Annotated in this window: 19 protein-coding genes and 1 pseudogene; 18 read left to right on the forward strand and 2 right to left on the reverse strand. The window is 65.3% G+C overall.

Annotation, left to right across the window (positions count from 1 at the left end; genetic code table 11):
• The first annotated feature begins 38 nt into the window (after positions 1 to 38).
• Genes AC07O3_RS29005 through AC07O3_RS29040 form a run of 8 tightly spaced genes read left to right on the forward strand, consistent with a single transcriptional unit; the run spans position 39 to position 7,449 of the window.
• Positions 39 to 689, forward strand: a complete 651-nt coding sequence (locus AC07O3_RS29005) for an NADH-quinone oxidoreductase subunit J (RefSeq protein WP_093057845.1) — start codon at positions 39 to 41, stop codon at positions 687 to 689.
• Positions 686 to 994, forward strand: a complete 309-nt coding sequence (nuoK, locus tag AC07O3_RS29010; RefSeq protein ID WP_019653383.1) for an NADH-quinone oxidoreductase subunit NuoK — start codon at positions 686 to 688, stop codon at positions 992 to 994. Before AC07O3_RS29005 ends, nuoK begins: the two co-directional genes overlap by 4 nt.
• A 7-nt stretch (positions 995 to 1,001) precedes the next feature.
• The gene (gene nuoL / locus AC07O3_RS29015) at positions 1,002 to 3,035 is read left to right on the forward strand and encodes an NADH-quinone oxidoreductase subunit L (RefSeq protein ID WP_093057844.1); all 2,034 of its coding nucleotides are present in this window, start codon (positions 1,002 to 1,004) and stop codon (positions 3,033 to 3,035) included.
• A gap of 24 nt (positions 3,036 to 3,059) precedes the next feature.
• Positions 3,060 to 4,538 (forward strand): NADH-quinone oxidoreductase subunit M, encoded by a 1,479-nt coding sequence (locus AC07O3_RS29020; protein ID WP_093079915.1) that lies wholly within the window; start codon positions 3,060 to 3,062, stop codon positions 4,536 to 4,538.
• A 24-nt stretch (positions 4,539 to 4,562) separates the two neighbouring features.
• Positions 4,563 to 6,050: an NADH-quinone oxidoreductase subunit NuoN gene (nuoN, locus tag AC07O3_RS29025; protein WP_093057842.1), complete on the forward strand. Its 1,488-nt coding sequence runs from the start codon at positions 4,563 to 4,565 to the stop codon at positions 6,048 to 6,050.
• Positions 6,051 to 6,064: 14 nt separating this feature from the next.
• On the forward strand, positions 6,065 to 6,370 hold the full coding sequence (locus tag AC07O3_RS29030) for a DUF2818 family protein (RefSeq protein WP_093057841.1): 306 nt from the start codon (positions 6,065 to 6,067) through the stop codon (positions 6,368 to 6,370).
• Positions 6,371 to 6,380: 10 nt separating this feature from the next.
• Complete coding sequence (locus tag AC07O3_RS29035; protein ID WP_495340942.1) at positions 6,381 to 6,992, forward strand: NUDIX domain-containing protein; 612 nt, start codon at positions 6,381 to 6,383, stop codon at positions 6,990 to 6,992.
• Between the two features lie 7 nt (positions 6,993 to 6,999).
• Positions 7,000 to 7,449, forward strand: a complete 450-nt coding sequence (locus AC07O3_RS29040) for a DUF1178 family protein (RefSeq protein WP_495340943.1) — start codon at positions 7,000 to 7,002, stop codon at positions 7,447 to 7,449.
• A gap of 29 nt (positions 7,450 to 7,478) precedes the next feature.
• Here the strand turns inward: AC07O3_RS29040 and AC07O3_RS29045 are convergent, their stop codons facing one another.
• Entirely contained in the window at positions 7,479 to 9,263 is a 1,785-nt protein-coding gene (locus AC07O3_RS29045) for an ABC transporter transmembrane domain-containing protein (protein ID WP_093057838.1), read from the reverse strand.
• A gap of 77 nt (positions 9,264 to 9,340) precedes the next feature.
• On the opposite strand from AC07O3_RS29045, the gene AC07O3_RS29050 reads away from it, so the two are divergent.
• The 4 genes and pseudogenes from AC07O3_RS29050 to AC07O3_RS29065 form a co-directional block, all read left to right on the forward strand.
• Entirely contained in the window at positions 9,341 to 9,877 is a 537-nt protein-coding gene (locus tag AC07O3_RS29050; protein WP_093057837.1) for a MarR family winged helix-turn-helix transcriptional regulator, read from the forward strand.
• Entirely contained in the window at positions 9,870 to 11,345 is a 1,476-nt protein-coding gene (locus AC07O3_RS29055; protein ID WP_093057836.1) for an efflux transporter outer membrane subunit, read from the forward strand. The genes AC07O3_RS29050 and AC07O3_RS29055 overlap by 8 nt, the downstream gene beginning before the upstream one ends.
• Before the next feature lie 54 nt (positions 11,346 to 11,399).
• Positions 11,400 to 12,734, forward strand: a complete 1,335-nt coding sequence (locus tag AC07O3_RS29060; protein WP_093057835.1) for an HlyD family secretion protein — start codon at positions 11,400 to 11,402, stop codon at positions 12,732 to 12,734.
• A gap of 47 nt (positions 12,735 to 12,781) precedes the next feature.
• Positions 12,782 to 14,347 (forward strand): annotated as a pseudogene (locus tag AC07O3_RS29065) (DHA2 family efflux MFS transporter permease subunit); the annotation flags it as partial.
• 56 nt (positions 14,348 to 14,403) lie between these two features.
• On the opposite strand, the gene AC07O3_RS29070 reads toward AC07O3_RS29065, so the two are convergent.
• Positions 14,404 to 15,603 (reverse strand): AGE family epimerase/isomerase, encoded by a 1,200-nt coding sequence (locus AC07O3_RS29070; protein WP_495340944.1) that lies wholly within the window; start codon positions 15,601 to 15,603, stop codon positions 14,404 to 14,406.
• A gap of 256 nt (positions 15,604 to 15,859) precedes the next feature.
• Here AC07O3_RS29070 and AC07O3_RS29075 point away from each other — a divergent pair, with 256 nt between their 5' ends.
• The 6 genes from AC07O3_RS29075 to AC07O3_RS29100 all read left to right on the forward strand — a co-directional run bounded on the left by AC07O3_RS29075 (position 15,860) and on the right by AC07O3_RS29100 (position 21,765).
• The gene (locus AC07O3_RS29075; RefSeq protein ID WP_093079935.1) at positions 15,860 to 16,630 is read left to right on the forward strand and encodes an ABC transporter ATP-binding protein; all 771 of its coding nucleotides are present in this window, start codon (positions 15,860 to 15,862) and stop codon (positions 16,628 to 16,630) included.
• Positions 16,630 to 17,337 carry an ABC transporter ATP-binding protein gene (locus tag AC07O3_RS29080; protein WP_093177630.1) on the forward strand — a complete coding sequence of 236 codons (708 nt, stop codon included), beginning with the start codon at positions 16,630 to 16,632 and terminating at the stop codon, positions 17,335 to 17,337. Before AC07O3_RS29075 ends, AC07O3_RS29080 begins: the two co-directional genes overlap by 1 nt.
• 113 nt (positions 17,338 to 17,450) lie before the next feature.
• Entirely contained in the window at positions 17,451 to 18,599 is a 1,149-nt protein-coding gene (locus AC07O3_RS29085) for an ABC transporter substrate-binding protein (RefSeq protein ID WP_256216924.1), read from the forward strand.
• 54 nt (positions 18,600 to 18,653) lie between these two features.
• Complete coding sequence (locus AC07O3_RS29090) at positions 18,654 to 19,850, forward strand: ABC transporter substrate-binding protein (protein ID WP_093057829.1); 1,197 nt, start codon at positions 18,654 to 18,656, stop codon at positions 19,848 to 19,850.
• A gap of 42 nt (positions 19,851 to 19,892) precedes the next feature.
• Complete coding sequence (locus tag AC07O3_RS29095) at positions 19,893 to 20,768, forward strand: branched-chain amino acid ABC transporter permease (protein WP_093057828.1); 876 nt, start codon at positions 19,893 to 19,895, stop codon at positions 20,766 to 20,768.
• A 10-nt stretch (positions 20,769 to 20,778) separates the two neighbouring features.
• Complete coding sequence (locus AC07O3_RS29100; protein ID WP_176928912.1) at positions 20,779 to 21,765, forward strand: branched-chain amino acid ABC transporter permease; 987 nt, start codon at positions 20,779 to 20,781, stop codon at positions 21,763 to 21,765.
• Positions 21,766 to 21,768: the final 3 nt, after the last annotated feature.

Consider the following 21,768-nt stretch of genomic DNA (forward strand, 5'->3'; position numbering starts at 1 on the left):
TTCCGACCAGCCCGAACCCCGTACCAATTCGAATTCCAATGGACGTCAAGACCGGTCTGTTCTATCTGTTTGCCGTGGTGCTGCTGTTTGCAGCGTTCCGCGTCATCACCGCCCGCAACCCCGTGTACGCCGCGCTGTACCTGGTTCTGGCCTTCTTCCAGGCATCGGCCATCTGGCTGCTGCTGCGCGCCGAGTTCCTCGCGATCTCGCTCGTGCTGGTGTATGTGGGCGCCGTGATGGTGCTCTTCCTGTTCGTGGTGATGATGCTGGACATCAACGTCGACGGCTTGCGGGAGGGCTTCTGGAAGCACTTTCCGCTGGCGGCAGGCGTGGGCGCGCTGATTGCGCTCGAAATGGCGGCCGTGCTCATGGGCGGCTTCCGCCTCGGCGAGCCGCGCGCTGCTGCCGGTGCGTTGGGGGCCAACACTTCCAATACGCTCGAACTCGGCAAGCTGCTCTACTCCGAATACCTCTACCCGCTGGAAATTGCCGCGGTCATCCTGCTCGTGGCCATCGTGGCCGCCATCGCGTTGACGCTGCGCACCCGCAAGGACAGCAAGTACGTCAACCCGGCCGACCAGGTGCGCGTGAAGGCGCGCGACCGCGTGCGCATCGTGCAGATGCCGGCAACGCGTGCTGCCGAGCCTGTGGTTGAAGCTGCGGACGCTGCAAAGGAAAACAAGGCATGACGCTCACGCTCGGACACTTTCTTTCGCTCGGCGCGATGCTCTTCGCGCTGTCCGTGATCGGCATCTTCCTGAACCGCAAGAACCTGATCGTCCTGCTGATGGCCATCGAGCTGATGCTGCTCGCGGTCAACATGAACTTCGTGGCGTTCTCGCACTTCCTGGGCGACATGCACGGCCAGATCTTCGTGTTCTTCATCCTGACGGTGGCCGCGGCCGAGTCGGCCATCGGGCTGGCGCTGCTGGTTCTGCTGTTCCGCAACAAGTCGAACATCAACGTCGACGAACTCAACTCGCTCAAGGGTTGAAAGCAACATGAGCGCAACCCTTTCCGCATCCACCTTGCTGGCCGTGCCGCTGGCACCCCTGGTCGGCGCCGCTGTCGCCGGCCTGTTCGGCACCAAGTTCGGCGGCAATCACATCGGCCGCAAGGTCACGCACTCGCTGACCATCCTGGGCGTGCTGGTCGCCTTCATCATCTCGGCCATGACGCTCAAGAGCGTGGTGGCCGACGGCGCCCGCTTCAACGAAACCATCTATGAATGGATGGTCGTGGGTGGCCTGAAGATGGAAGTCGGCTTCATGGTCGACGGCCTCACCGCCATGATGATGTGCGTCGTGACCTTCGTGTCGCTGATGGTCCACATCTACACCATCGGCTACATGGAAGAAGACGACGGCTACAACCGCTTCTTCGCGTACATCTCGCTGTTCACCTTCTCGATGCTGATGCTCGTCATGAGCAACAACATGCTCCAGCTGTTCTTCGGCTGGGAAGCGGTGGGCCTGGTGTCGTACCTGCTGATCGGTTTCTGGTTCAACAAGCCGACCGCGATCTTCGCGAACATGAAGGCCTTCCTGGTCAACCGTGTGGGCGACTTCGGCTTCATCCTCGGCATCGGCCTGATCGCCGCCTACGCCGGCACGCTGAACTACACCGAGGCCTTTGCCAAGGCGGGTACGCTGGCCGGTATCACGTTCCCGGGCACCGAGTGGATGCTCATCACCGTGATCTGCATCTGCCTGTTCATCGGCGCGATGGGCAAGAGTGCCCAGTTCCCGCTGCACGTGTGGCTGCCCGACTCGATGGAAGGCCCGACGCCCATCTCCGCACTGATCCACGCGGCAACGATGGTGACGGCCGGCATCTTCATGGTGGCGCGCATGTCGCCGCTGTTCGAGCTGAGCGACACGGCACTGAGCTTCATCCTCGTGATCGGCGCCATCACCGCGCTGTTCATGGGCTTCCTGGGCATCATCCAGAACGACATCAAGCGCGTGGTCGCGTACTCGACGCTCTCGCAGCTCGGCTACATGACGGTGGCGCTCGGTGCCTCGGCCTACTCGGTCGCGGTGTTCCACCTGATGACGCACGCGTTCTTCAAGGCGCTGCTGTTCCTCGGCGCCGGCTCGGTGATCATCGGCATGCACCACAACCAGGACATCCGCTGGATGGGCGGCGTGCGCAAGTACATGCCGATCACCTGGATCACCTCGCTGCTGGGTTCGCTCGCGCTGATCGGCACGCCGTTCTTTGCCGGCTTCTACTCGAAGGACAGCATCATCGAGGCGGTGCATGAAAGCCACCTGTGGGGCGCGAACTTCGCGTACTACGCGGTGCTGGCCGGCGTGTTCATCACGGCGTTCTATTCGTTCCGCATGTACTTCCTGGTCTTCCACGGCAAGGAACGCTACGACCAGAACCCCGATGCGCACCATGACGACCATGGCCACGGTCATGACGATCATGGTCACGGCCATGACCAGAAGCCGCACGAATCGCCTTGGGTCGTCTGGCTGCCGCTGGTGCTGCTGGCCATCCCCTCGGTGGTGATCGGCTTCATGACGATCGAGCCGATGCTGTTCGGCGAGTTCTTCAAGAACGCGATCGTCGTGGACGGCACCAGGCACCACGCCATGAAGGAACTGGAAGAAGCCTTCCACGGCCCGGTGGCCATGGCCATCCACGGCCTGCAGGCTGCGCCATTCTGGCTGGCGCTGGCTGGTGTGGTCCTGTCCTGGTACATGTACATGATCAACCCGGCGCTGCCGGCTGCGATCAAGCGCGCCTGCGGCCCGATCTACCGCCTGCTCGAGAACAAGTACTACATGGACTGGTTCAATGAGAACGTCATTGCCCGCGCGACGCGCGCGCTTGGCACCGGTCTGTGGAAGGGTGGCGACCAGGCCCTGATCGACGGAGCCGTCGTCAACGGTTCGTGGAAAGTGATTGGCCGGATTTCGGGTGTGGTGCGCTGGATGCAGTCTGGCTACATCTACCACTATGCCTTCGCGATGCTGCTCGGCATCTTCATCCTGATGACGTACTTCGTCTGGTTCAAACGCTGAGCCTAGCGCTGGAGAAAAAGAAAAATGGGTTTGTTGAGCCTTGCCATCTGGGTGCCGATCGCATTCGGCGCCGTGCTGCTGGCGTTTGGCCGTGACGAGCATGCCAAGGGCGTGCGCTGGGTCGCGCTAGTCGGTGCCATCGTGAGCTTCCTGGTCACGGTGCCGCTGTTCACGCGTTTCCAGAACGGCACTGCCGCGATGCAGTTCGTCGAAAAGACGGGCTGGATCGCACGCTTCAACGTCAACTACCACCTCGGGATCGACGGCCTGTCGCTCTGGCTGGTGCTGCTGACGTCGTTCATCACGGTCGTCGTCGTGATCTCGGCCTGGGAAGTGATCACCGAGCGCGTGAACCAGTACATGGGCGCGTTCCTGATCCTGTCGGGCTTCATGATCGGCGTGTTCTCCGCGCTCGACGGCGTGCTGTTCTACGTGTTCTTCGAAGCCACGCTGATCCCGATGTACCTGATCATCGGCATCTGGGGCGGCCCGAACAAGATCTACGCGGCGTTCAAGTTCTTCCTGTACACCTTGCTCGGCTCGCTGCTGATGCTGGTTGCGCTGATCTTCCTGTACAACAAGTCGGGCGGCAGCTTCGACATCCTGGCCTGGCACAAGCTGCCACTGGGTTCGACCGCGCAGACCTTCCTGTTCTTTGCTTTCTTCGCGGCCTTCGCCGTGAAGGTGCCGATGTGGCCGGTGCACACCTGGCTGCCCGACGTGCACGTCGAGGCGCCCACCGGTGGCTCCGCCGTGCTGGCCGCGATCATGCTGAAGCTGGGCGCCTATGGCTTCCTGCGCTTCTCGATGCCCATCGCGCCCGACGCCTCGCACGAATGGGCCTGGCTCATGATCGCGCTGTCGCTGATCGCCGTGATCTACGTCGGCTTGGTGGCGCTTGTGCAGCAGGACATGAAGAAGCTGGTGGCCTACTCGTCGGTCGCCCACATGGGCTTCGTGACGCTCGGCTTCTTCATCTTCAACGAGCTCGGCGTGTCCGGCGGCATCGTGCAGATGATTGCGCACGGTTTCGTGTCGGGCGCCATGTTCCTGGGCATCGGCGTGCTGTACGACCGCGTGCACTCGCGCCAGATCGCCGATTACGGCGGCGTGGTCAACACCATGCCCAAGTTCGCCGCGTTCGCGCTGCTGTTCGCCATGGCCAATTGCGGCCTGCCGGGCACCGCCGGTTTCGTGGGCGAGTGGATGGTGATCCTGGGCGCCGTGAAGGCCAACTTCTGGATCGGCCTCGGCGCCGCCACCGCGCTGATTTTCGGCGCGGCCTACACCCTCTGGATGTACAAGCGCGTGTACCTGGGTCCGGTCGGCAACGACCACGTCAAGGAACTCAGCGACATCAACGCCCGCGAGTTCCTGATGCTGGCACTGCTGGCCATTGCCGTGCTGTGGATGGGCCTGTTCCCGAAGCCGTTCACCGACGCGATGAACGCCTCGGTGACCGAGCTCCTGCGCCACGTGGCAGTTTCGAAGCTGCCTTCCTGATGCCACGCTGAAGAAGAGAACGAGATGATTGACAAACTCAGCTGGGTCACGATCTACCCCGAAATCGTGTTGCTGGTCATGGCCTGCATCATTGCGCTGGTCGACCTGTCGGACACGAGCCCGCGCCGTACCCGCACCTATGTGTTGACGCTGGCCACGCTTGCCGTGGTCGCCGTGCTGTCGGGCCTGCAGGCCCTTGACGCCAAGACGATCTACGGCTTCGGCGGCATGGTCGTCAGCGACCCGATGGGCAACTGGCTCAAGTGCTTCGCCACCGTCGCCCTGATGGTCACTCTGGTCTACGGCCGTCCCTATGCGGCCGACCGCGAGATGCTGCGCGGCGGCGAGATGTTCACCGTCAGCATGTTCGCGCTGCTGGGCATGTTCGTGATGATCTCGGGCAGCAACTTCCTGCTGATCTACCTGGGCCTCGAACTGCTCACGCTGTCGAGCTATGCGCTGGTGGCGCTGCGCCGCGACAACGCGGTGGCCAGCGAAGCGGCGATGAAGTACTTCGTGCTCGGCGCCATGGCCAGCGGCTTCCTGCTGTATGGCCTGTCGATGATGTACGGCGCGACCGGCTCGCTCGACGTCAACGAAGTGTTCAAGACCATCGCGAGCGGCAAGGTGAACCACCAGGTGCTGGTGTTCGGCCTGGTGTTCATCGTCGCCGGCCTGGCCTTCAAGGTGGGCGCTGCGCCGTTCCACATGTGGGTGCCTGACGTCTACCAGGGCGCTCCGACTGCGATCACGCTGCTGATCGGCGCCGCGCCCGAGCTGGCTGCCTTCGCGATCATCATCCGCCTGCTGGTCGACGCTCTGCAGCCGCTTGCCATCGACTGGCAGCAGATGCTGGCCGTGCTCGCCATCGCCTCGCTGCTGGTCGGCAACCTGGCCGCCATTGCGCAGAGCAACCTGAAGCGCATGCTGGCCTATTCGACGATCTCGCAGATGGGCTTCATGCTCCTCGGCCTGGTCGCCGGCTCGGACCAGCAGGGCACCTACAACGCCCAGTACGCCTACAGCGCCTCGATGTTCTACATCGTGACCTACGTGCTGACCACGCTGGCCAGCTTCGGCATCATCCTGCTGCTGGCGCGCGAAGGCTTCGAAAGCGAAGAGATCACCGACCTGGCTGGCCTGAACCAGCGCAGCCCGCTGTACGCCGGCGTGATGGCCATTGCGATGTTCTCGCTGGCCGGTCTGCCGCCGCTGGTCGGCTTCTACGCGAAGCTGGCCGTGCTGCAGGCGCTGATTGCATCGGGCCACGCCATCTACATCGGCCTGGCCGTGTTCGCGGTGATGATGTCGCTGATCGGCGCGTTCTACTACCTGCGCGTGGTCAAGGTCATGTACTTCGACGCACCCGTCACGGCCACCACCGTGTCGGCGCCGCGCGACGTGCGCACGGTGCTCACGATCAACGGCGCGTTGATCCTGATCCTGGGCATCGTGCCCGGCGGCCTGATGACGCTTTGCTACGACGCGATCGTGGCAACCCTGGCCCACTGACGCGGCCCGGCCTGGTGTCGCAAACCGCGTCGGTCTGGGTCGTTCTGCTGGTGGCCCTGGTGGCTGCCAACCTGCCGTTCTTCAACGACCGCCTGTTCGGCGTCGTGCCGCTGGCGACAAAGCCCAAGTCGCTCGCGGTGCGCCTCGCCGAACTGGTGGTCTTGTACTTTCTGGCCGGTGGCATCGGGCTGCTGTTCGAGCGCAGGGCAGGGCAGATTGCCCCGCAGGGCTGGGAGTTCTATGCGGTGACTGGCGCGCTGTTCATCGTGCTGGCCTTTCCAGGATTCACCTGGCGCTATCTGATGAAGCACAGGCATTGACGAGGACGACATGACCACGCCCATCGACACCACCGATTCCCATCTGAAGGAAGAGCTCACGAGCCGCGAAGAGCTGTTCAAGGGCAAGTTCCTGGAGGCCAGGCGAGACACCATCCGGCTGCCCGATGGCCACAGCGCCACGCGCGAGTACGTGGTGCATCCGGGCGCCGTGGTGGTGATTCCGCTGCTGGAAGACGGGCGAGTGGTGCTGGAGCGGCAGTTCCGCTATCCGGTCGGCCACGTGATGATCGAATTTCCGGCGGGCAAGCTCGACGCGGGCGAAAACCCTTTCGATTGCGGCCGGCGCGAACTGCTCGAGGAAACCGGCTATACCGCGCGCGAATGGGCGTATGCGGGTGCGATGCACCTGGCGGTGGCGTACTCGACCGAAATCATCCACATCTACTTTGCGCGCGGCCTTTCACTCGGTGAGCGGCAGCTCGATCATGGCGAGTTTCTCGACGTGTTCACGGCCACGCCCGATGAGCTGGCCGGCTGGTGCCGCGACGGCAAAGTGACCGACGCCAAGACCCTGACCTGCACGCTTTGGCTGCAGAACGTCCTTTCGGGCGCATGGGCACTGGATTGGAAGGCTGCCCCTGCGGAAGGCCACGCGGGATAATCCGCGGATGAAGGTTCTCAATCTCCGCTGCGCGCACGGCCACGGCTTCGAGGGCTGGTTCGCGTCCAACGAGGCCTTCGATAGCCAGTTGGGCAGCGGACTGGTCGAGTGCCCGGTCTGTGGCGACACCGCCATCGTCAAGCTGCTGAGCGCGCCGCGCCTCAATCTGGGCAATGCCAAGGCGCCTGAGGCTACGGCACCGGCTGCTGCCTCGAACGTTCCCGCCGAACTCTCACCCGAAGCCCGCTGGATGCGCGCTGTGCGCGAGGTGCTGGCAAAGACCGAAGACGTCGGCGACCGCTTTGCCGACGAAGCCCGCAAGATGCACTACGGCGAAGCCCGGGAGCGCGGCATTCGCGGCCAGGCGACGCCGGAGCAGACCGAAGCGCTGCTCGACGAAGGCATTCCGGTGATGGCGCTGCCGATTCCGGCGGCGCTGAAAGAAACCCTGCAGTAATTGACCAGCCGGTCGCGGCCGTTCAGCGTTCAGGCCGTGAACTGAAGCGCAGCCAGGCGCGCGTATACACCGCCCTGCGCGACCAGCGTCGCATGCGTTCCCTGCTCGACGATTCCGCCGTGGTCCAGCACCACGATGCGATTGGCCTTCTGCACCGTGGCCAGCCGGTGCGCGATGACCAGCGTGGTCCGGTTTTCCATTGCCGATTCCAGTGCCGCCTGCACCATGCGCTCGCTTTCCGCGTCGAGTGCGCTCGTGGCTTCGTCGAGCAGCAGCAGCGGCGGGTTCTTCAGGATCGCGCGCGCAATCGCGATGCGTTGGCGCTGTCCGCCCGACAGCCGCACGCCGCGTTCGCCGAGGAAGGTGTCGTAGCCCTCGGGCAGCGCCTGGAGGAAGTCGTGGGCGAAGGCGGCGCGTGCTGCGGCATGCACTTCCTCGGTTGTCGCCTCGGGACGGCCGTAGCGGATGTTCTCGAACGCGGTGGTCGAGAAGATCACCGCGTCCTGCGGCACGAGGCCGATGCGGGTGCGCAGGTCGGGCAGGGCGAGCGAGGCCAGCGGCGCGCCGTCGAGCAGCAGGCGGCCCGATTGTGGGTCGTAGTAGCGCAGCAGCAACTGGAACACCGTGCTCTTGCCCGCGCCGCTCGATCCCACCAGGGCCACGGTTTCGCCCGGCGCGACTTCGAGGCTGAAATCGCGCAGTGCCGGTGTGCCTGGCCGTGACGGGTAATGGAAGGTCACCGCATCGAACTTGATCGTGCTGCCCGCCACGGGGACGGGCGTGACCGTCGGGCTCGGCGGTGAAAAGATGGCGGCGGGCGCATGCAGCAGCTCCATCAGCCGCTCGGTCGCGCCGGCTGCACGCAGCAGGTCGCCGTACACCTCGCCGAGCACCGCAGTCGCGCTGGCCAGGATGGCGACGTAGACGACGGTCTGGCCCAGGTGGCCGGCCGTGATGTCGCCGCGCAGCACCGCCTGCGTGCCCTGATAAAGGCCCCAGAGCAGCGCCGCCGAGGTCGCGATGATGATGAACGCCACCAGCACCGAGCGTGCCTTGGTGCGGCGCACGGCGGTGCGAAAGGCGTTCTCGGTCGAGCCGTTGAAGCGCGCGGCCTCGCGGCCTTCAGCCGTGTAGCTCTGCACCACGGGAATGGCATTCAGCACCTCGGCGGCGATGGCGCTCGAATCGGCCACGCGGTCCTGGCTGGCGCGCGACAGCTTGCGCACGCGGCGGCCGAACCACATGCTCGGTAGAACCACCAGCACGAGGATGCCCAGTACCTGCACCATCACGTAAGGATTGGTCCAGATCAGCACCGCCAGGGCGCCCACGCCCATCACCGCGTTGCGCAGCCCCATGCTCAGCGACGAGCCGACGACCGTCTGCACCAGCGTGGTGTCGGCCGTCAGGCGCGACAGCACTTCGCCGGTCTGCGTGGTTTCGAAGAAGACGGGGCTCTGTTTCAGCACATGGCCGTAGACCGCGTTGCGGATGTCGGCCGTCACGCGCTCGCCCAGCCAGCTCACCGTATAGAAGCGCGCCGCCGAGAAAACGCCCAGCGCCACGGCCACGGCGAAGAGGGCGCCGAAGTGCTCGCGCAGCGCCATGGTCTGGGCGCCTTTGTCGGTACTGATCAAGCCGCCGTCAATCAGACTTCTCAATGCGATAGGGAAAACCAGCGTGGTAACCGCCGCCAGCACCAGAAAGAGGGCTGCCAGCACGATCTGCACGCGGTAGGGGCGAAGAAAAGGGCTCAGGCCCGACAGCGACCGGGGCGAGCCCTTGGCCATGGAAGACGGTGGGGTAGAAGCCATGCGCCGATTCTAACGATCCCTTGCCTCCACAAAGGCGGCCTTGACAATTACTGCCGCGGCAGCTAATATTTTGCCCCATGAGCGATGCAAACATTCCAGTAGCCCCGTCGGTCCCTGCCGACGCCGAGCGTCGCCCGCCTGTCTTCTATCGCGCGGAGACCTACTCGACCGAAGAGAGCATCGGTTATCTGATGCGCCGCATCATCACTTTGGTTGGTCAGGCAGTAGAAACCCGCATGTGCGAGCCCGGCGGCCCGACCTATCCGCAATGGTTGCCTCTCTACAAGCTGCACACCGGCGCCGCCACCACCGTGGCCGAACTGGCCCGCGCCTGCGAGCTCGACACCGGCGCCATGACGCGCCTGCTCGACCGCCTCGAAGCCAAGGGCTTGTGCCGCCGCGTGCGCTCGCTCGAAGACCGCCGCGTGGTCAACATCGAACTCACCGACGAAGGCCGTGCCGCCGCCAAGGAAGTGCCCTACGTGCTCAGCCGTGTGCAGAACGAACACCTCGCTGGCTTCAGCGCCGAAGAATGGGAGCAGCTCAAGGGTTACTTGCGCCGCATCCTCGACAACGCCCAGGCCCTCGCGGCCCGTGGAGATAAAAATGACTGATTCCCTCGCCGTGCGCGCTGTGCGTCGCACCCCCGTCGTGGCCGCAGCATTGCTCGTGGTCGCACTTGCCGGATGTGCCGACATGGCCGGCATCGGCTCGCAGGCCAAGCTGCGCGATGCCTCGTCGCTGGGCATCGCGCCCGACAGCGCCGCGGCGCCTGTGTCCCGCCTCGACAGCCAATGGTGGCTCGCCTTCGGCGACACGCAGCTCAATTCGCTGATCGACCAGGCCGTGGCCGGCAACCCCAACCTGCAGGTCGCGCAAGCCCGCCTCGCGCGCGCGCAGGCCTCCGCCGACATCGCCGGCTCGGCCCTCAAGCCCAAGGTCAACGCCGAGCTCGACCTGGATCGCCAGAAGTTCAACAGCAACTACATCTACCCCGCACCGCTGGGCGGCTCCACGCAGAACATCGGCCTGCTGCAGCTCGGCGCAAGCTGGGAGCTCGACTTCTTCGGCAAGAACCGCACCGCGCTCGACGCCGCCATCGGCTCGGCGAATGCTGCGGCCGCCGATGCGGATGCTGCCCGCGTGCTGCTCGCGAGCAACGTGGCGCGCAGCTACTTTCAATGGGCGCGCCTGAACGACCAGCTCACCGTGGCCCAGCGCACGCTGGCGCAGCGCGACGAAACGCTCAAGCTCGTGCGCGACCGCGTGTCCGCCGGCCTCGACACCCGCCTCGAATTGCGCCAGAGCGAAGGCGGCCTGCCCGAGGCACGCCAGCAGATCGAATCGCTCAACGAGCAGATCGCGTTGCAGCAGCACGCGCTCGACGCGCTCGTCGGCCAGCCGAATGTGTCGGCATCGCTCAAGCCGCCGGTGCTTGCCGGCGTCAAGCCGATGGCACTGCAGGGCAGCATTCCGGCCGACCTGCTTGGCCGCCGAGCCGACATCGCCGCCGCGCGCTGGCGCGTCGAGGCAGCCACGAGCGACGTGGCCAACGCCAGGACGCTCTTCTATCCCAACGTGAACCTCACGGCCTTCGTCGGCTTCCAGAGCCTGGGCTTCGGCAAGCTGCTGAAGTCGGGCAGCGAGCAGTGGGGCGTGGGCCCGGCCATCAGCCTGCCGATCTTCGAAGGCGGCAAGCTGCGCGCCAACCTGCGCGGCAAGTCGGCCGACCTCGACGTGGCCATCGAAAGCTACAACGCCACCGTGCTCGACGCGGTGCGCGACGCGGCCGACCAGGTCACGAGCGCGCAGTCGATCACGCGCCAGCAAACCGAACAACGCGCAGCGCAGACCGCTGCCGAAGGCGCCTACGACATCGCCGTGCAGCGCTACCGCGCGGGCCTCGGCAACTACCTCAACGTGCTGACCGCGGAAACCTCCGTGCTGGCGCAGCGCCGGCTGGCCGTCGACCTCGCCGCCCGCGCGCTCGACACGCAGGTGGGCCTGGCGCGCGCGCTGGGCGGCGGCTGGCAGCCCCCGGCCACGGCCACCGCCTCGGCCCCCGCGGCCGCAGTGAACTGAACAAGAACCGACCAGAACTGACCCGACTTCCTCGTCTTCGGAAAGAACTTCATCATGAGCGACAACAACACTCCGACGCCCGCTGCAGCTGCAGCTCCTGCAGCCCCCGAGGCGCCCGCCAACAGCGGCAAGCGCCGCCGCGCACTCACCGCGCTCGCCGCGGTGGTGATCGTCGTCGGCGGCGGCTGGGGCCTCTACGAATGGCTGGTCGCCAGCCACTACGAGGACACCGACAACGCCTACGTGCAGGGCAACGTCATCCAGATCACGCCGCAGATCGGCGGCACCGTGATGGCCATCGGCGCCGACGACACCGACTTCGTGAAGGCCGGCCAGCCCCTGGTGCAGCTCGATCCGGCCGACGCCAAGGTATCGCTCGAACAGGCCGAGGCCGCGCTCGCGCAGGCCGTGCGCCAGGTGCGCACGCTGTACGCCAACAACGGCTCGCTGGCCGCGCAGGTCACGCTGCGCCAGTCCGACATCGTGAAGGCGCAGAGCGACATCGCCAAGGCGCAGGACGACCTGCAGCGCCGCCGCGCGCTGTCGGGCAACGGCGCCGTGTCGAAGGAAGAACTCAACCACGCCGAGACGCAGCTCGACACCGCCAAGAGCGCACTCGCCGCGGCGCAGGCCGGCGTGGTCGCCGCGAAGGAAGCGCTGGTCAGCAACCAGTCGCTGACCGACGGCACCAGCGTGGCCCAGCACCCTAGCGTGCTGGCCGCCGCCGCCAAGGTGCGCGAGGCCTACCTCGCCACCCAGCGCGTGGCCATGCCCGCACCGGTCGACGGCTATGTCGCCAAGCGCACCGTGCAGCTCGGCCAGCGCGTGGCCGCCGGCACGCCGATGATGTCGATCGTGCCGCTCAACCAGCTGTGGGTCGACGCCAACTTCAAGGAAGTGCAGCTGCGCAACATCCGCATCGACCAGCCCGTGAAGCTCACGGCCGACGTGTACGGCAAGAAGGTCGAGTACACCGGCAAGGTTGCGGGCCTGGGCGTCGGCACCGGCAGTGCGTTCGCGCTGCTGCCCGCGCAGAACGCCACCGGCAACTGGATCAAGGTGGTGCAGCGCGTGCCCGTGCGTATCGCGCTCGACCCCGAGCAGCTCAAGGCCAACCCGCTGCGCATCGGCCTGTCGATGGACGCCGAAGTCGACATCTCGTCCAAGAGCGGCAAGATGCTCGCCGACGCGCCGCGCGCCACCGCGCTGACGCAGACGGCCGTGTACAGCCAGCTCGACCGCGGCGCCGACGCCGAAGTCGACCGCATCGTCGCGGCCAACCTCGGCCGCAGCGCACCGGCAACGGCCACCGCGCCGTCGAAGGGCTCGGCGGCCCCGTCGAGCGCACCCGCCGCGGCATCGGTGGCAGTGCAGGGGCAGCCGGGCTGATCGCCCGCGCTTCCCTCGGGTAACTCAGGCAAACAGTTCGCGCGACCGCAATGGCCACCGCTGCTCCTGCTTACGTTGCGCATCCACCGCTCGAAGGCGCAGCCCGCGTCTGGGGCACGGTAGCGCTGTCTGCGGCAACCTTCATGAACGTGCTCGATTCGTCGATCGCGAACGTGTCGTTGCCCGCCATCTCGGGCGACCTGGGCGTGAGTACCACGCAAGGCACCTGGGTCATCACCAGCTTCGCGGTGGCCAACGCCATCGCGGTGCCGCTGACGGGCTTCATGACGCAGCGCTTCGGACAGGTGCGCCTGTTCATGGCCAGCGTGATCCTGTTCATGGTCGCCTCGCTGCTGTGCGGCCTGGCGCCGAACATGACGACGCTGATCGCCTTCCGCGCGCTGCAGGGCTTCGTGGCCGGCCCGATGATTCCGCTGTCGCAGACGCTGCTGCTGTCGAGCTATCCGCGCGCCAAGGCAGGCCTTGCGATGGCCATGTGGTCGATGACCACGCTGGTCGCGCCGGTGATGGGGCCGCTGCTGGGCGGCTGGATCACCGACAACATCTCGTGGCCGTGGATCTTCTACATCAACATCCCCGTGGGCATCGTCGCGGCCGCCATCACCTGGACGCTGTACCGCAAGCGCGAGAGCAGCACGCACAAGGTGCCTATCGACGCCGTCGGCCTCGCGCTGCTGGTGCTGTGGGTGGGCTCGCTGCAGCTGATGCTCGACAAGGGCAAGGAGCTCGACTGGTTCCACTCGGCGCAGATCGTCACGCTGGCGGTGGTGTCCGTGGTCGGCTTCGCGTTCTTCCTGGTCTGGGAGCTGACCGACAAGCACCCGGTGGTCGACCTGTCGCTGTTCAAGCGCCGCAACTTCTGGTCGGGCGCCGTGGCAACGGCCGTGGCCTACGGCCTGTTCTTCGGCAACGTGGTGCTGCTGCCGCTGTGGCTGCAGCAGTGGATGGGCTACACCGCCACGCAGGCGGGGATGATCATGGCGCCCGTGGGGCTGCTGGCGATCTTCTTCTCGCCGGTGGTGGGGCTCACGGTGGCCAAGATCGATCCGCGCCGCTACGCGACCTTCTCGTTCCTGGTGTTCGCACTGGTGCTGTGGATGCGGTCGAACTTCAACACGCAGGCCGACTTCGTCACCATCATCATCCCGACGGTGATCCAGGGCATCGCGATGGCGTTCTTCTTCATCCCGCTCGTGACCATCACGCTGTCGGGCCTCACGCCAGACCGGATCCCGGCCGCGTCGGGGCTGTCGAACTTCCTGCGGATCACGGCGGGTGCGATGGGCACGTCGATCACCACCACGCTGTGGGACAACCGTGCCACGCTGCACCATACGCAACTGGCCGAGACGATCAACCAGGGCAACAACGCAGCCACGAGCGCGATGTCCGGGCTCAACGCCAGCGGCTTCAGCGCTGACCAGGTGCTGGGGCAGATCAACCGCATCGTCGACCAGCAGGCCTACATGCTGGCCACGAACGACATCTTCTACGCGTCGGCGATCCTGTTCCTGCTGCTGATTCCGCTGGTGTGGCTGGCAAGGCCGCAGAAGGGCGGCGCCGGTGGCGACGCCGCAGCCGGAGCACACTGACCGCGCATCGTCCTCACACCAATCACCCCCAGCCTCCGCAAGGAGCCTGGGGGTTCTTATTTGCGCAGTGCCCTGAGCACGTTGTGGCACGCGCCCATGGTGTGATAGTCGGTCTTGCCGGCGGGGCTCTTCTCGTCGCTGATCTTCCGGTTCTGCGGCGTGAGGATGCGATACCACGCGCCGTGCCGGTGATCGACGAAGTGCTCCCAGCTATAGGCCCAGATGCTGTCGTACCAGTCCCAGTAGCTGGCCTCGCCGGTGCGCACCGCGAGCAGGGCGGCCGCCGCGAAGCTCTCGGCCTGTACCCAGAAGTACTTGTCGTCGTCGCACACTTTGCCGTCGGGGCCGAAGCCGTAGACCAGCCCGCCGTTGTCGGCGTCCCAGCCGCGGAACATGGCGGTGTCGAAGAAATGGCGCGCGCGCGGCACGATCCAGTCGGCCGTACGGTCCTTGGTGGCGAGATGGCCTTCGAGCTGCAGCAGCAGCTTGGCCCACTCGGTCAGGTGGCCGGTCTGGAAGCCCCAGGGCCTGAAGATGTTGCTCTTGTCTCCGCGGTTGTAGTCCCAGTCGACCGACCAGTCTTCGCGGTAGTGTTCCCAGACCAGTCCGTCAGCCAGCGCGGCCTGCTTGCCGGTCACTGATTCGGCCACAGCCAGCGCGCGGTCGAGGTAGCGCGTTTGCTGCGTGGCCTCGAATGCGGCCATGAGGGCCTCGCAGGCGTGCATGTTGGCGTTCTGTCCGCGATAGGCGCCGATGCGCCAGTCGGTGGTGGCCTCGTCGGCATAGAGCTGGTGCCGTGGCTCCCAGAAATGCTGTTCCATCAGTTGCCAGGTGTGCTCCAGCCCCGCATGCGCTTCCTCGATGCCGGCCATCAGCGCATGCGCTTGCGCGAGCAGCACGAAGTCCAGGCCGTAGCAGTGGTTGGTGCCGTCCTGCACGGTGGCGCGCTGCTGGTGCCAGTCGATCTGCCATGCATAGCCGCCACCCGGCTGCCGATGCGCATGCTCGACGAACGCAAGGCCGTGCCGCGCGGCTGCAAGATGCGCGGGAATGCCGAAGCGGCGATACGCCATCGCATGGTTGAACACGAAGCGCGTGCTGCTCACGAGATGGCGCGTACGCCGGTCGTACACCGTGCCGTCGTCCTTGAAGAAATGAAAGAAGCCGCCCGTGGCATCGAGGTCGCGCGGCTCGTAGAAAGCCAGCGTGTGCAGGATGTGGTCGGTCAGGAAGTCGGGAGAGCGGAAGTCCGGCATGTTGGTTGCAGTCTACGCAGACCCCTGCGCGCACCGGCTTGGGGTTTCCGATGCCGCCGGAGCTTTCTTTGTCGTCATAACGACAGTCCCCGATTCGAATGTGCGCCGGTCCGTGCAGGTTGCACTGCAGCATAGGCATTTGCCCCAGTATGCAAGCGGGGTAGGCCCACGAACAATCGGTCCGCGCTCGATGGTGGCGCATTGAGATGGACCGCATGACCGATATTCTTTTTCCGTACCCGGGCGACTTCGCGAGATGAGCGACGTCATTCTCGAAACACGCCAGCTCACCAAGGAATTCAAAGGGTTCACGGCGGTCAGCAAGGTCGACCTGTCGGTGGTGCGCGGATCCATCCACGCGCTCATCGGTCCGAACGGTGCCGGCAAGACGACCTGCTTCAACCTGCTCACCAAGTTCCTCGAACCGACCACCGGCACGATCCTGTTCAACGGGCAGGACATCACCGGCGAGCGGCCCGCGCAGATTGCGCGGCGCGGCATCATCCGCTCGTTCCAGATCTCGGCCGTGTTCCCGCACCTCACGCTGCTCGAGAACGTGCGGCTGGGCCTGCAAAGGCGCCTCGGCACCTCGTACCACTTCTGGAAGAGCGAGAAGTCGCTCAAGCCATTGGATGCCAGAGCCCGCGAGCTGCTGGCTGAAGTCGGCCTCGAAGAACTCGCCGACGAACAGACCGTGAACCTGCCCTACGGCCGCAAGCGCGCGCTCGAGATCGCGACCACGCTCGCAATGGAACCCGAGCTGATGCTGCTCGACGAACCTACGCAGGGCATGGGCCACGAAGACGTGCACCGCGTGGCTGAACTCATCAAGCGCGTGTCGGCTGGACGCACCATCCTGATGGTCGAACACAACATGAGCGTGGTCTCGACCATTGCCGACACCATCACCGTGCTGCAGCGCGGCGCCGTGCTGGCCGAAGGCCCGTACGCCGAAGTCTCGAAGAACCCGCAGGTGATGGAAGCCTACATGGGCACCACCGACGGCCAACTCCAAGGGGCCCACTGATGACCGCCGCATTGGAAATCAAGGGCCTTCAAGCCTGGTACGGCGAATCGCACGTGCTGCACGGCGTCGACATGGTCGTGCAGCCTGGCGAAGTCGTCACGCTGCTGGGCCGCAACGGCGCGGGCCGCACCACCACGCTGCGGGCCATCATGGGCCTGACCGGCGCACGCAAGGGCAGCATCGAGGTCAATGGCAAAGAGACCATCGGCATGCCGACGCACCGCATTGCGCACCTGGGCATTGGCTATTGCCCTGAAGAGCGCGGCATCTTCGCCAGCCTCTCGTGCGAGGAAAACCTTCTGCTGCCGCCCGAACTCAAAGGCGCGGGGCAGGGCATGTCGGTCGAAGAGATCTACACCATGTTCCCCAACCTGGCCGAGCGCCGCAACAGCCAGGGCACGCGCCTGTCGGGCGGCGAGCAGCAGATGCTGGCCGTGGCGCGCATCCTGCGTACGGGCGCCAAGCTGCTCTTGCTCGACGAGATTTCCGAAGGCCTCGCTCCCGTCATCGTGCAGGCGCTGGCCCGCATGATCACCACGCTGCGCTCCAAGGGCTACACCATCGTCATGGTGGAGCAGAACTTCCGCTTCGCCGCGCCGCTGGCCGACCGCTTCTACGTGATGGAGCACGGCCGCATCGTCGAGAAGTTCGGCGCTGCCGAGCTCGAAGCCAAGATGCCAGTGCTCACCGAGCTGCTCGGCGTCTGAAGCAAAAGACACGTCCACAAGACCTTTTCTCGCATCCCACAAAGATTTCTTCAGGAGACAACACCATGAACAAAAAACTCGGCCTCATCGCTACCGCCGTCGCCGTCCTCGCCATGGGCGCAGGCGCCGCGCAGGCGCAGGAAAAAGTGAAGATCGGCTTCGTCACCGACCTGTCGAGCCTGTATGCCGACCTCGAAGGCAAGGGCGGCGCCACCGCCATCCAGATGGCCATCGACGACTTCGGCGGCAAGGCGCTGGGCCAGCCCATCGAGCTGCTGGTTGCCGACCACCAGAACAAGGCCGACATCGCCGCCTCCAAGGCCCGCGAATGGATCGACACGGCCGGCGTGACCATGGTCTTCGGCGGCACCAACTCCGGTACCGCGCTGGCCACCGCCAAGGTTGCGGAAGAGAAGAAGCGCGTGTACTTCAACAACGGCGCGGGCAGCTCGGTGCTCACCAACGAGCAGTGCAGCCCCTACACCATCCACTACGCCTACGACACCGTGGCGCTGGCCAAAGGCACCGGTGCGGCGGTTGTAGACCGCGGCGGCAAGAGCTGGTTTTTCCTGACGGCCGACTACGCCTTCGGCCACGCGCTCGAAGCCGACACCACCAAGGTGGTGAAGGAAAAGGGCGGCACGGTGGTGGGCGCGGTGCGCCATCCGCTGAACGCTTCGGACTTCTCCTCGTTCCTGCTGCAGGCGCAGAACTCCAAGGCGCAGATCCTGGGCCTGGCCAACGCCGGTGGCGACACCATCAACTCGATCAAGGCGGCCAAGGAATTCGGCATCAACAAGACCATGAAGACCGCCGGCCTGCTGGTCTTTCTGAGCGACATCCACAGCCTGGGCCTGAAGAACACCGAAGGCCTGCTGCACACCACCAGCTGGTACTGGGACCTGAACGACGAATCGCGCAAGTTCGCCAACCGCTTCTTCGAGAAGACCAAGCGCATGCCGACCGACGTGCAGGCCGCCGACTACTCGGCCACCATGACCTACCTGAAGGCCGTGGCCGCCGCCAAGACCACAGACTCCGACAAGGTGATGGCGCAGCTCAAGAGCACGAAGGTCGACGACTTCTATGCCAAGGGCACCATCCGCGCCGACGGCAGCTTCATCCACGACATGTACCTGGTCGAGGTGAAGTCGCCCGCCGAATCGAAGAAGCCCTGGGACTACCTGAAGGTGCTCAAGACGCTGCCGGGCGACCAGGTCTTCACCACGAAGGCCGAGACGAAATGCGCTCTCTGGAAATAACCGGCTGACGCCGCGCCAGACCCTTCCACCGAAGTCAACCGAGAGAACCATCCCATGAAACGCACGCTCATCGCCTCTGCCTGCCTCGCCGCTACCTGCCTCATGGCCGTTGGCGCCGCGCAGGCCCAGGACAAGGTCAAGATCGGTTTCATCACCGACATGTCGAGCCTCTACGCGGACGTGGAGGGCAAGAACGGCGCCCTCGCGATCCAGATGGCCATCGACGACTTCGGCGGCAAGGTCAACGGCATGCCCATCGAGCTGCTGCAGGCCGACCACCAGAACAAGGCCGACATCGCCGCCTCCAAGGCTCGCGAATGGATCGACACGCAGGGCCTGACGATGCTGTTCGGCGGCACCAGCTCGGGCACAGCCCTGGCCATGGCCAAGGTGGCGCAGGAGAAGAAGCGCGTGTTCGTCGTGAACGGCGCGGGCAGCTCGGCGCTCACCAACGAGCAGTGCAGCCCCTACACCGTGCACTACGCCTACGACACCGTGGCGCTGGCCAAGGGCACCGGCAGCGCGGTGATTGCGCGCGGCGACAAGAGCTGGTATTTCCTCACCGCCGACTACGCCTTCGGCCAGGCGCTGGAGGCCGATGCCTCCAAGGTCGTGAAAGAGAAGGGCGGTACGGTGGTGGGCAGCGTGAAGCATCCGCTCAACACCTCCGACTTCTCTTCGTTCCTGCTGCAGGCGCAGAACTCCAAGGCCCAGGTGCTGGCGCTGGCCAATGCAGGCGGCGACACCATCAACTCGATCAAGGCGGCCAAGGAATTCGGCATCACCAAGACCATGAAGATGGTCGGCCTGCTGGTGTTCGTGACCGACGTGCACAGCCTGGGCCTGAAGAACACCGAAGGCCTGCTGCTCACCACCAGCTGGGACTGGAACCTCGACGACAAGACGCGCGCCTTCGGCAAGCGCTTCTTCGAGAAGACCAAGCGCATGCCCACCGACATCCAGGCCGCCGACTACTCGGCCACCATGACCTACCTGAAGGCCGTGCAGGCTGCCAAGACGGTCGATGCCGACAAGGTGATGGAGACCATCAAGGCCACGCCCATCGACGACTTCTACGCCAAGGGCACCGTGCGCGCCGACGGCCGCTTCGTGCACGACATGTACCTGGTGCAGGTCAAGTCGCCGGCCGAATCCAAGCAGCCGTGGGACTACTACAAGGTAATCCAGAAGCTCAAGGGCGAAGAGGTCTTCACGACGAAGGCCGAGAGCAAGTGCGCCCTCTGGAAGTGATCCCCCGCGGGCGCGCAGCCGCCCGGGTTCGTTGAAACGCTTATGACCATTTCCCTTCCCGCGCTTTTGAGCCAGCTCCTCCTGGGGCTGGTCAACGGCTCCTTCTACGCCATCCTGAGCCTCGGGCTGGCGGTGATCTTCGGCCTGCTCAACGTCATCAACTTCGCACATGGCGCGCTGTTCATGCTCGGCGCTGTCCTCACGTGGATGGCGATGGAGTACCTCGGCGTCAACTACTGGGTGATGCTGATTGCGGCGCCCGTCGTCATCGGCATCTTCGGCGTGCTCATCGAGCGCCTGCTGCTGCGCTGGATCTACAAGCTCGACCACCTCTACGGCCTGCTGCTCACGCTGGGGCTCACGCTGCTGATCGAGGGCGTGTTCCGCTCGATCTACGGCGTGTCGGGGCTGCCCTACGACGCGCCCGATGCGCTGTCGAGCGCCACCGACCTTGGCTTCATGGTGCTGCCGAACTACCGCGCCTGGGTGGTCGTCGCCTCGCTCGTGGTGTGCTTCGCCACCTGGTACGTGATCGAGAAGACGCGCCTGGGTGCCTACCTGCGCGCCGGCACCGAGAACCCGCGGCTCGTGGAAGCCTTCGGCGTCAACGTGCCGTTGATGATCACGCTGACCTACGCCTTTGGCTGCGCGCTCGCGGCCTTCGCAGGCGTGCTGGCCGCGCCGGTGATGCAGGTGTCGCCGCTGATGGGGCAGAACCTCATCATCGTGGTGTTCGCCGTGGTGGTGATCGGCGGGATGGGCTCCATCATGGGCGCCATCCTCACGGGCCTCGGGCTCGGTGTGATCGAAGGGCTCACCAAGGTTTTCTATCCCGAGGCATCGTCTACGGTTGTGTTCGTGATCATGGTCATCGTGCTGTTGATTCGCCCCGCCGGCCTGTTCGGCAAAGAGAAATAAGGCGAACGGCATGAACATGAAAAAAATCTCCACCGTCGTCTACGCCTTGCTGCTGGTTGCGCTGCTCCTGGCGCCGTTCTTCGGCGCCTACCCGGTGTTCGTGATGAAGCTGATGTGCTTCGCGCTGTTCGCCGCGGCCTTCAACCTGCTGCTGGGCTTCACGGGCCTGCTGTCGTTCGGGCATGCGGCCTTCCTTGGTGGCTCCGCGTACGTTGCGGGCCATGCGATCAAGGTCTGGGGCCTCACGCCCGAACTGGGCCTGATCGCGGGCACGCTCACTGGCGCTTTCCTCGGCTGGCTCTTCGGCGTGCTGGCCATTCGCCGGCAGGGCATCTACTTCGCGATGATCACGCTGGCGCTCGCGCAGATGATGTTCTTCGTCGCGCTGCAGGCCAAGTTCACGGGCGGCGAAGACGGCCTGCAGGGCGTGCCGCGCGGCAAGCTCTTCGGCCTGATCGACCTGTCGAACGACCTCACGATGTACTACGTCGCGCTGGTCATCGTGGTCGCGGCCTTCCTGCTGATCGTGCGTACCATCCACTCGCCCTTCGGCCAGGTGCTCAAGGGCATCAAGGAGAACGAGCCGCGCGCGCTGTCGCTGGGCTACGACGTGAGCCGCTTCAAGCTGCTGGCCTTCGTGATCTCCGCGGCGCTGTCGGGCCTGGCCGGTTCGCTCAAGACGCTGGTGCTGGGCTTCGCCACGCTGTCGGACGTGCACTGGACCGCCTCGGGCCAGGTCATCCTGATGACGCTGGTGGGCGGCCTCGGTACGCTGTCGGGTCCGCTGGTGGGCTCGGCAGTGGTGGTGCTGCTGGAGAACAAGATCGGCGAACTCGGCAACTTCCTGGCGCGCATCACGACGATCGACTGGTTCAACACGCTGGGCGAGTCGGTGACCATGGTCACGGGCCTGATCTTCGTGATCTGCGTGCTGGCGTTCCGCAAGGGGATCATGGGCGAGATCATTGCGTTCATCGAGCGGCGACGAGCCAAATAGCAA

The organism is Variovorax sp. GW821-FHT09D05 (genome assembly GCF_059416325.1).